An 8,578-nucleotide genomic window follows, 5' to 3' on the forward strand; every position below is an offset into this window, starting at 1 on the left:
GCTCTCACCCGGCGAGCGTCACCTCCACCGTCCCCGTGACGCATTCGGAGCCGTCGGCCTTGAGGATCCGCGCGTCAAGACGGACCCGCCCGCCCTCGACCGAGGACACCGTCGCGGCCCAGGTCAGCTCCTCACCGGCTACCGCCGTGGCCACGTTGCGCCACGCCACCGACTCCAGCCGGGCGCCCGGCCCGGCCCACTCCAGGGCGTTCCGGCTGAGCGTCTCGCCGTGCAACGTCGACTGCACCACCGTGTCGGAAAACCCCTCCGACGCGGCGAACGCGGCGTCGTAATGGATCCGGTGCGCGTTCCACGACACGGCGCTGAAGCGGAACAGTTGCACACTGGTGTGGGCGTACCGGCGCGGTGGACACTCGGTCCCGGCAGCGGGCGCCGTCATCGGTCACCTCCGGTGGCGTCGAGCACCACGATCGTCTCGTCCAGGGACGTCAGCTCGCTCGCGTCGGGGGCCAGGAACCGGGTCCGGACGCCCAGGAGGACGAACTCACCGGAGCGTCCGCGCTTGTGCCGCGCGGAGACGACCGCACGGGCCGCCGTGATCCGCGTGCCGGCCACCGGGGGCCGGACCAGGCGCACCGACTGGCCGCCGTGCACCTGGCGCACCGCGAGACCCTCGGTGCACGGCGACTCACGCCGGGCGAGGCCATCCGGCCGCAGTTCGTCCTCCGGCGGGCCGTCCTCCCAGCTCATGGTGGCCGCGAGGAACAGGGCGGGCGCCTCGACGGGGCGGCCGTCCGCTTCCAGGGCGCGGGCCCGGCGGATATACGCGCCGTCGTTGAGCGCGGCCGCGTAACGGCAGAAGTCCTTGACCGTCGGGGTGCCGCAGTCCTCGTCCCGCCACTGGCCGGTCAGCTCCCGCGCCCGTGCCAGCACCTCTTCCAGAGCGGGGGAGGACACGACGGCCGCCGTCACAGCGCCGACCTCAGCGAACGGCTGATGCCAAGACCCGCCGTACGCAGCGCGCCGGCGTGGGCGATCGCGTCCACCCGGTAGGTCGGCGCCGTGATCGACAGGGCCCCGGCGAGGGTGTTCTGCCGGCCGAAGACCGGGACCGCCATGCTCATATAGCCGAGCCGGACCTCCTCCGCCTCGGTGGCGATGCCCTGCTCGTGGACCCGGTCCAGTTGGGTGCGCAGCCGGCCCGGCGAGGTGATGGTGTGGCGGGTGAACGGCTTGAGGCCGCTCCTGACCACCTCGCCGAACAGGCTGCCGGGGGAGTGGGCGAGGATCGCCTTGCCGGTGGCCGTGCAGTACAGCGGAAGCCGCCCCGCCACCCGCGACTCCTCGCTCAGCCCCCGGTGGGGGAGGATCTTCTCCAGGTACACCACGTCCAGCCCGTCATGGATGGCGAAGTGGATGGTCTCCCGCGTGGCCAGCAGCAGATCCTCCATATACGGCTGGGCCACCTCCCGCAGGATGCGCTGCCGGTGCACCCGCTGCCCGATCTCGAACAGGCGCAGTCCGAGCCGGTAGTTGCAGCCCGCCCGCTCCAGCAGCCCCCATGCGACCAGCTCCTGGGACAGCCGGTGGACGGTCGCCTTCGCCACTCCCGAACGGCGCACCAGATCGGCGAGCGAGAGCGAGTCGTCGTCGGCGGTGAACGCCTCCAGGATGGACCGGACCTTGCCGAGGACGGAGTTCATCGGGTCGGGACAGGTTCTGACGGCTTGGTCGATGGGGACTACGGTCATGGCAGGAACCTCACGATCAGGTGGCCGAGGACGCGGCGAGGAACTCCAGGCTGAGCGGGTTGTACAGATCGGCCTTCTCATGCTGCGGCCAGTGGCCGCACTCGTTGAACACCTCGAGCCGCGCCCCGGGGATCGCGGCCGCGATGGCCTCGGCCTCCGGCACATCGCCCAGCGGGTTCTTGTTGCCCCACACCACCAGGGTCGGCGCCTTGATCCGGCCCATCCGGTCGGGCCGCAGCAGGTTGCGCTCGCGGGCCTCCGGCTCCTGGAGCGCCAGCAGATTGCGCAGGTTCCGCTGGAAGTCGGGGTGGTGGTAGATGTCGTAGCGGATCCGGGTCAGCTCCTCGCCCAGCTCCTCGTCCCAGTGGGCCCACAGCAGCCGCAGCCGCTCCCGGGTGAAGGCGATGTCGTCCTTGAGGGCCGCGTCGCTGGTGGAGGTCTTCAGCCGCTCCATGATCGCCGGGTTGATCTTCGTGCCGCCCATGCACAGCAGTTGGAGGGAGGCGACCCGGTCCGGATGCTCGCTCGCGGCCCACGACCCCACCCAGCCGCCCAGCGACTCGCCGACCAGATGGGCGCGCTCGGCACCGACGGCGTCCAGGTAGGCCATCAGGTGCTCGACGTACAGGGGGATCTCGGCCGGGCGGTCGGGCTTGCCCGTGTAGCCGTGGCCCAGCATGTCGATGGAGTGGCAGCGGTAGCGCTCGGCGTGCGCCGGGATGTTCCGTACGAACGCCTCCAGGTGGCCGGTCGTCCCGTGCAGGAACACCACATGCTCGCCGTCCTCGGGGCCGGCCTGTAGGGCCCGGGTCTTGAAGCCGCCGGTCTCGACGTAGGCGTGCCGGTAGTCGATGCCCGACAGCTCGTTCCAGATGCTCATGACTGCCTTTCGCTGGTCTGCGCGGGGGTCTGTGCGGGGGTCTGTGCGGGATCGAGGACGGCGACCCCCATGCCGGTGAGCCACTCGGGCATCGGTTCATAGGCCAGGCGGCGGCCCGGGATGTGATCGAGCAGCGCGGACATCAGCAGCCAGGTGCGCAGCTCCTGGGCGCCGTTGCCGGCCACCTTCTCCAGTTCCGCGGTGGTGTACTCGGTGATGCGGTGGGCCTGTCCCCGTTCCATCCAGGACAGGATTTCCTCGTCGAACTCCGGGTTGAGCGACGCCTCGGCGGCCCGGATGATCTGGCGGCGGCGCACGTCGTAGTCCTGCCAGTTCTCCCGGCCATTCAGCCAGGCCCCGACCATGAACTCCTCGTCCTCGCCGTTCGGGTCGCGCCAGTCCGGCCAGGGCAGCCGGTGGGACAGCCCGCCGGAGCCGATGACCGCCACCCGGCGGTCGCCGGGGAAGGCCAGGACCGCCTCCCGGATCGCCCGGCCCAGTTGTTCGCAGCGCTCCAAAGTGGGCAGCGGCGGCGCGAAGACGTTCACCACCAGCGGTACGAGGTCGACGTCGAGCCCGTCGAGCAGATACTGGACGGCGTGCGACTGGCCGTGGTCGATCTGAAGCCGGGCGGAGAACGCCACGTCGAAACCGGACCGCTCGACCAGCGAGCCCGCGAGGTAGAGGGCCAGCTCCCGGTCCACCGGCTGCGGGCCCTTCGGGGTGCCGGACTCGCCGCTGGCGATGCACTCGTCCACCCCGATGGTGAAGCTGGGGATCAGGTCGAGCCAGAACCCCCGGAAGTGGTTGGAGCCGACCAGGATCACCGTGTCCGGACGGGCCGCGGCCAGCGCGTCCCGCGCCTGGCCGAGCGCGTCCCGGAACCGCTCGGCGCGGTCCTTGTGGTACGTCTCCTCCCAGTGGGTGTTCATCAGCGTGCTGTGCGACGCTCCGACCCCCAGGACGATCTCGGTCATGCCCCTGCTCCTTCCAGCTCGTCGCGGGACCGGGTGACGGTGTCCACGGCCGTGCGGATCAGATGGCGCGTGAGCTTCTCCATGGCCCGCAGCGACACCGTGTTCATGCCGCGGGCGAAGTCGATCTCGAACGGCGCCTCCGCCACCTTGGGCATGCCGACCCGCACCGTGGGGATGCCACGGCCACGCAGGATGTTGGCGTCGGTGGCGCCGCTGTTCCCGGGGATCACCTCGTGCCCGCGCCCCTCCAGCGCCTCCCAGGCGGCCGTGGCGCTGCGGTGGATCCACGATTCGCGCGGGGTGCGGGTGCCGGGGATCGCCAGCACCATCTCCGCCCGGACGTCGAGCCCGGGCGAGGCGGCCCGCAGCGCGGCCAGCGCGTCCATGAACTCGCGCTTGGCCCGCATCGGTGTGATGTCCGGGCTGATCCGCAGGTCCACCATCAGGGTGCACACGGCGGGGGTGACCGCCGCCATCCGCGGCCAGCCGCCGCGGATGGCGGAGACGATGCCCTGCGGCGCCACCGTGCCCGAGGTGTGCCGCTCGGCGTACCCCTCGAACCACTTCTCCAGGTACGCGGATACCTCCCCGGCGCGGGCGATGGCGTTGTCGTACGGGAGCCGGTGGCGGGAGCCCGCGTAGGTGTGGGTGCCGCCGACCGTCACCTCGAACCAGACCAGCCCCACCTCGTCCCACGAGACGGTCCAGCCGGGCTTGGCGATGACCGCGTAGTCGGTCCACACGCCCTGCTCCAGCAGGAACGAACACCCGGCGCCCTGGCCGGTGTTGAGGCGCGTGCCCACGGGCCGGGCGTTGGTGGGCATCCCGCCCGCGCCGAACGCCGCGACCAGGTCACCGGTGAGCGGGACACCGGCCAGCGAGATCGCCTCGATGGCCATCAGCACACACGCCGCGTGGCCCTTGGGGTTGGAGGCGCCGAGCCCGGTGACCAGATCGTCGTACACGGTGGCCGCGGGGCGCATGTCCTCGCGCAGCTCCGGGCCGATCCACGGCACGTCCTCGCTCTCCTCGCCCACCGTCAGCGTGTCGATCGGGGCGTAGAGCATGAGGTCGGGGCCGGAGCCGTCACCGGTCAGCCGCCCCCAGGCGTTGGCCTGGCGGTCATCGAGGGGCTGGACGGCAGCGTGGCATTTGGCGGCGCGCAGGGTGTCGGCGATATGGGCGGCCAGCGGGCCCTCGTCGCCGGTCGGGCTGGGAATGTTCACCAGGCCCGTGATCAGCTCGCGGAGCCGGTCGGCGCTGATGTGGCGGGCGGCGTCGAGGGCCCAGGAGCGCCGTCGGTCATCCAGTCCCGCCAGGCCGTCGGCGGTCACCGGTTGATCCTGTGGACCTGGGTCATCGTGGTCCGCGCGATGCGCTTTGTGGCCAGCGGGATCCCGACGGCGATCGCGGCGCCCAGCAGCAGGGTGAACAGTTTACGGAACATGTCATGCCTTCTCTTCGGGTGCGGATCCGCCGTCGGCCGCGGCCAGCTTCTTGCCGTACTCCTCCTCGCTCAGGTTTCGCCAGGCGGTGAGCGAGATATCGGGCCGGTAGAGCTTCTCCGGCGGCGCGTCCGTGACATCGACCATCCACGCGTCCTGGCCGGAGAACTGGCCGTGGAACAGCCAGCGGATCGCGCCCAGGTACTTGGCGTAGAAGCGCAGGGTTTCCCAGCCCTCGGTGAAGTTGACCATCACGCCGACATAGCGGTGGTTGTCCTCGTCCACCGGGACGTAGAACTCGTAGTGGATGAACTTGGGGTAGGCGATGCGCAGCACGCCCGGCATCGACAGCGAGGCGAACCCGGGGAAGTCCTGCGCCTCGATCGTCGGATCGACGCTGTCGGCCTTGCCGGTGTTGCCGATGTTGAAGGTCTCCTTGGGCGGCTGCATCTTCCACCACCGCTTGTTGGACCAGCGGCCCACCCCCGGGAACTCGGCGTCCCAGTGGACCTCGTCCTGGACCCGGAAGATCCACCGGCCGCGCGGCACGATCCGGGTGATGTTCCAGGTCGGCATGGGCTTGAACAACCGCCACAGGGCCGTGCGGTGCAGATACTTGGCGTGGCCCTCGTCGAAGCCGTTCTCGCAGGCGAACCGCCAGTTGCCGCCGCGCGGCTCGATCCGTCCGCCCATCACGAAGGCGTTGGAGACCAGCTCCTCCGGAAGCTGGGAGTCGATCGGGTGCGGCTCCTCGTCGGCGATCGGGATGTACACCCACACCATGCCGAGGCGCTCCTCGACCGGGTAGGTGCGCACCCCCAGCTTGCCGGTCAGCCGGCACCCGGGGCCGTCGGTGATGACCGCGGACAGCTTCCCGGTGGGCAGATCGAAGGTCCAGCCGTGGTACGGGCAGCTCACCGTGCCGGGGAACTGCTGGTTGCCCTCGGACAGCGGCACACCGCGGTGCGGGCACCGGTTGTGCAGGGCGTACGCCGTGCCGTTGTCGCGGATCAGCGCGATCCGCTCGCCGCAGATGGTGAACGGCAGCGGCTTCCCCGTGATCTGGCTGGACCAGGTGACCGCATACCAGTAGCCGCGGAAGCCCGCTGCCGCGCCGTCGTAATGGGGCCAGGACGACCAGTCCTGGCGACCGGGCTCGGCGGGTTTTCTGCGGCGGCTCCGGGCGGGGGTGGCCGTGTCGGGAGAGTCCTCGACCGTCATCGTGCGTGTCCTCCTGCTGCCGGTTTTCGGTGGACCCGAGCATCCGGCGCGGCGCGGATCCGCCCAAGGGATCCGGTCCGCTGAGCAGACCGCTCCCTCCCCGGCGGAAGACGAGAGGCGGCCGGGGCGGCGCGTCCCGCTGAGCGGACCCGTCCCGGTGCGCGGACGGCGGGGCGCGGTCTAGGGTCCTTCTCCCACGGAGATCCGTCAGAAGGGCCCTGGCGTGCGCGGGGTCCGCCACCACCGAACACGGCCATGAGCCCGTGGATACGGAGCGAAAACGTGAGCCACCCGACGTCACAATCCCTGGTGCTGGAGGAGTTCGGCACCCTGCCGCGGCTCGTCGAGCGGCCGGTCCCCGAGCCACGGCCCGGCCACACCCTGGTGCGGATGGAGTCGGCCGCCGTCAGCCACCTCGATCTGAACGTCGTCGACGGCAAGTTCGGCATCCTCCCCGACCTGCCGTCGATTCCCGGCACCGCCGGCAGCGGCACCGTCATCGCCTCCGACGTCCACCCCGAGGGGAGCCTCGTCCTCCTGCGCGGCAAGGGCCTCGGAATGCGCCGCGACGGCGCCTGGAGCGAGCACGCGCTGGTTCCGGACGCCGCCGTGGAGGCCGTGCCCGAGGGAACGGACCCCGCCATGGCCTGCTGCTACTTCTCCCCGGCCGGGACGGCGTGGGCCTCGGTGCACGCGGTGGCGGCCATCCAGCCCGGCGAGCGGGTCCTGGTGACCGGGGCGGCCGGTGCGGTGGGCGCGCTCACCGTGCAGGTCGCGGCCCGGGCCGGAGCCGAGGTGATCGGCGTGGTGGGCCGCCCCGCCAAGCTGCCGCACGTCCCGGCCCCCGCCAAGGTGGTGCTCGCCGGGGACTTGTCCGCCGACGCGGTCGGCGGCCCGGTGGACGTCGTCATCGACACCGTGGGCGGGCCGGTCCTGCGCGACTCGCTGCCGCTGGTGCGCCCCCGCGGCCGGGTCGCGCTCGTCGGCTACACCGCGGGCCGGGAGTTCACCGTGGACCTGGCGGACTTCCTCCTCGCCGATGTGTCGCTGCTGCCCGTGAACCTGATGACCCGGGGGAAGGAGGTCGCCGCCGACACCAAGCGGATGCTGGGCGACCTCACCTCCGGGGAGCTCACGCTGCCCATCGAGCACCATCGCATCGACGGCCTGGCGGAAGCCGTGGCACGTCTGCGGTCCGGGGAGGCGATCGGCAAGGTGGTCCTCGATCTCGGCTGAGGGACGATCCCGGATCTCGTCCGAGGGATGATCCCGCCCGGGCGATCCCATCCCGACTCCAGGCGATCTCATCCCGACCCGGACGATCTCATCCCGACCCCGGGCGATCCCATCCCGACGCGGGGCGCGGTCAGCCCATCAGGACCACGGCCGTGCCCCGGCAGCACACCACATCACCCCGCCCACCGTGCTCGACCAGCTCCAGGGTGACCCGCCCCGTCTCCGGATCGACCGCGCCGACCGTGCCGCTCACCACGAGCCGCTGCCCGGCGAGGGCCGGGGCCCGGTTCTGCCACCCGACCTCCAGGACCTGCCCGCCGGGACCCGCGAAGCTCATGGCGGCCCGGTGCATCAGACAGCCGTGCAACTGCGCCATGACCACCGGGCCGTCCAGCCCCTCGGAACGCGCGAACCCGCTGTCGTAGTGGATGCGATGGGCATTGCGGGTGACCGCCCCGAACCGCAGCAGGGTGACGGCGTCCGGGGTGAACTCCACCGGTGGTACGGGCCGGCCCGGGTGAACCCTCATCGGACGATGAACCTCTCCCGCACCCGGACGAGCGTGCCCCGCTCCGCCGTGTACGTCTTCTCGACGGTCAGCAGCAGGAACGGCGTTCCGCTGCCCTTGCGTTCCACATCCGTGAGGACCCGGCGGACCCGGATCCGGTCGCCCGCCCGCACCTCGCCGCCGAACCGGACCTCCTGGCCGCCCGCCATCAGCCGCACGTCCAGGCCGTCGGTGCCCGGAACCTCGTCGCGGTACATGCCGTCCGGCCGGAACTCGTCCTGGCCGGCGCCTCCCGCGCCACGCAACAGGCTCACCAGGTACATCGGGTGGACGGTGAAGTCGGGGTGGCCGGGGTCGATCAGATGCGGGCCGGTCTCCCCGGCCGAGCGCGCGAACTCCGCCGCGTCCTCGGCCCGTACGACCCCCAGATCCCGGTGTTCCGGGCGGCCGATCGCCGCCCTGGCCCGTTCCTCGGCAACTTCCCACGCGGACATGTACTGCCTTTCTGCGGACGACCGCCGCGGACACGTCTTTCGCGGCCCCGGCCTTCGCGGCCCCGGCCTTCGCGGCCCCGGCCTTCGCGGCCCCGGCCTTCGCGG

The 8,578-nt window shown here is 71.6% G+C and carries 10 protein-coding genes; 1 reads left to right on the forward strand and 9 read right to left on the reverse strand.

Translation table 11 applies throughout. The features are described 5' to 3' along the window. Window positions 1–4: 4 nt before the first annotated feature. The 7 genes from KN815_RS04555 to KN815_RS04585 form a co-directional block, all read right to left on the reverse strand. Window positions 5–400: a hotdog family protein gene (locus tag KN815_RS04555; RefSeq protein WP_216340426.1), complete on the reverse strand. Its 396-nt coding sequence runs from the start codon at window positions 398–400 to the stop codon at window positions 5–7. Continuing rightward, window positions 397–918, reverse strand: a complete 522-nt coding sequence (locus tag KN815_RS04560) for a hypothetical protein (RefSeq protein WP_253208757.1) — start codon at window positions 916–918, stop codon at window positions 397–399. The genes KN815_RS04555 and KN815_RS04560 overlap by 4 nt, the downstream gene beginning before the upstream one ends. An 11-nt stretch (window positions 919–929) precedes the next feature. Beyond that, window positions 930–1,712 carry an IclR family transcriptional regulator gene (locus KN815_RS04565; RefSeq protein ID WP_216340430.1) on the reverse strand — a complete coding sequence of 261 codons (783 nt, stop codon included), beginning with the start codon at window positions 1,710–1,712 and terminating at the stop codon, window positions 930–932. Between the two features lie 16 nt (window positions 1,713–1,728). Next, window positions 1,729–2,592 carry an alpha/beta fold hydrolase gene (locus KN815_RS04570; RefSeq protein WP_216340432.1) on the reverse strand — a complete coding sequence of 288 codons (864 nt, stop codon included), beginning with the start codon at window positions 2,590–2,592 and terminating at the stop codon, window positions 1,729–1,731. Then, complete coding sequence (locus KN815_RS04575; protein ID WP_216340434.1) at window positions 2,589–3,569, reverse strand: DODA-type extradiol aromatic ring-opening family dioxygenase; 981 nt, start codon at window positions 3,567–3,569, stop codon at window positions 2,589–2,591. Before KN815_RS04575 ends, KN815_RS04570 begins: the two co-directional genes overlap by 4 nt. Further along, window positions 3,566–4,903, reverse strand: a complete 1,338-nt coding sequence (locus tag KN815_RS04580; RefSeq protein ID WP_216340436.1) for a M20 family metallopeptidase — start codon at window positions 4,901–4,903, stop codon at window positions 3,566–3,568. Before KN815_RS04580 ends, KN815_RS04575 begins: the two co-directional genes overlap by 4 nt. Before the next feature lie 114 nt (window positions 4,904–5,017). After that, window positions 5,018–6,235 (reverse strand): aromatic ring-hydroxylating oxygenase subunit alpha, encoded by a 1,218-nt coding sequence (locus tag KN815_RS04585; RefSeq protein ID WP_216340437.1) that lies wholly within the window; start codon window positions 6,233–6,235, stop codon window positions 5,018–5,020. 282 nt (window positions 6,236–6,517) lie between these two features. Here KN815_RS04585 and KN815_RS04590 point away from each other — a divergent pair, with 282 nt between their 5' ends. Continuing rightward, window positions 6,518–7,471 (forward strand): quinone oxidoreductase family protein, encoded by a 954-nt coding sequence (locus tag KN815_RS04590; RefSeq protein ID WP_216340439.1) that lies wholly within the window; start codon window positions 6,518–6,520, stop codon window positions 7,469–7,471. Between the two features lie 130 nt (window positions 7,472–7,601). Here the strand turns inward: KN815_RS04590 and KN815_RS04595 are convergent, their stop codons facing one another. Together KN815_RS04595 and KN815_RS04600 are read right to left on the reverse strand one after the other, a co-directional pair. Beyond that, window positions 7,602–8,000 carry a hotdog family protein gene (locus KN815_RS04595; protein WP_216340441.1) on the reverse strand — a complete coding sequence of 133 codons (399 nt, stop codon included), beginning with the start codon at window positions 7,998–8,000 and terminating at the stop codon, window positions 7,602–7,604. Beyond that, window positions 7,997–8,473 (reverse strand): FAS1-like dehydratase domain-containing protein, encoded by a 477-nt coding sequence (locus tag KN815_RS04600; RefSeq protein WP_216340443.1) that lies wholly within the window; start codon window positions 8,471–8,473, stop codon window positions 7,997–7,999. Before KN815_RS04600 ends, KN815_RS04595 begins: the two co-directional genes overlap by 4 nt. Window positions 8,474–8,578: the final 105 nt, after the last annotated feature.

It is taken from the genome of Streptomyces niphimycinicus (assembly GCF_018883605.1).
Taxonomy (GTDB): domain Bacteria; phylum Actinomycetota; class Actinomycetes; order Streptomycetales; family Streptomycetaceae; genus Streptomyces; species Streptomyces niphimycinicus.

Excerpts from the sequence above, each read along its gene's own strand:
- KN815_RS04555 (WP_216340426.1), bottom strand. The coding sequence starts at position 400 with ATGACGGCGCCCGCTGCCGGGACCGAGTGTCCACCGCGCCGGTACGCC.
- KN815_RS04565 (WP_216340430.1), bottom strand. The coding sequence starts at position 1,712 with ATGACCGTAGTCCCCATCGACCAAGCCGTCAGAACCTGTCCCGACCCG.
- KN815_RS04570 (WP_216340432.1), bottom strand. The coding sequence starts at position 2,592 with ATGAGCATCTGGAACGAGCTGTCGGGCATCGACTACCGGCACGCCTAC.
- KN815_RS04575 (WP_216340434.1), bottom strand. The coding sequence starts at position 3,569 with ATGACCGAGATCGTCCTGGGGGTCGGAGCGTCGCACAGCACGCTGATG.
- KN815_RS04585 (WP_216340437.1), bottom strand. The coding sequence starts at position 6,235 with ATGACGGTCGAGGACTCTCCCGACACGGCCACCCCCGCCCGGAGCCGC.
- KN815_RS04595 (WP_216340441.1), bottom strand. The coding sequence starts at position 8,000 with ATGAGGGTTCACCCGGGCCGGCCCGTACCACCGGTGGAGTTCACCCCG.
- KN815_RS04600 (WP_216340443.1), bottom strand. The coding sequence starts at position 8,473 with ATGTCCGCGTGGGAAGTTGCCGAGGAACGGGCCAGGGCGGCGATCGGC.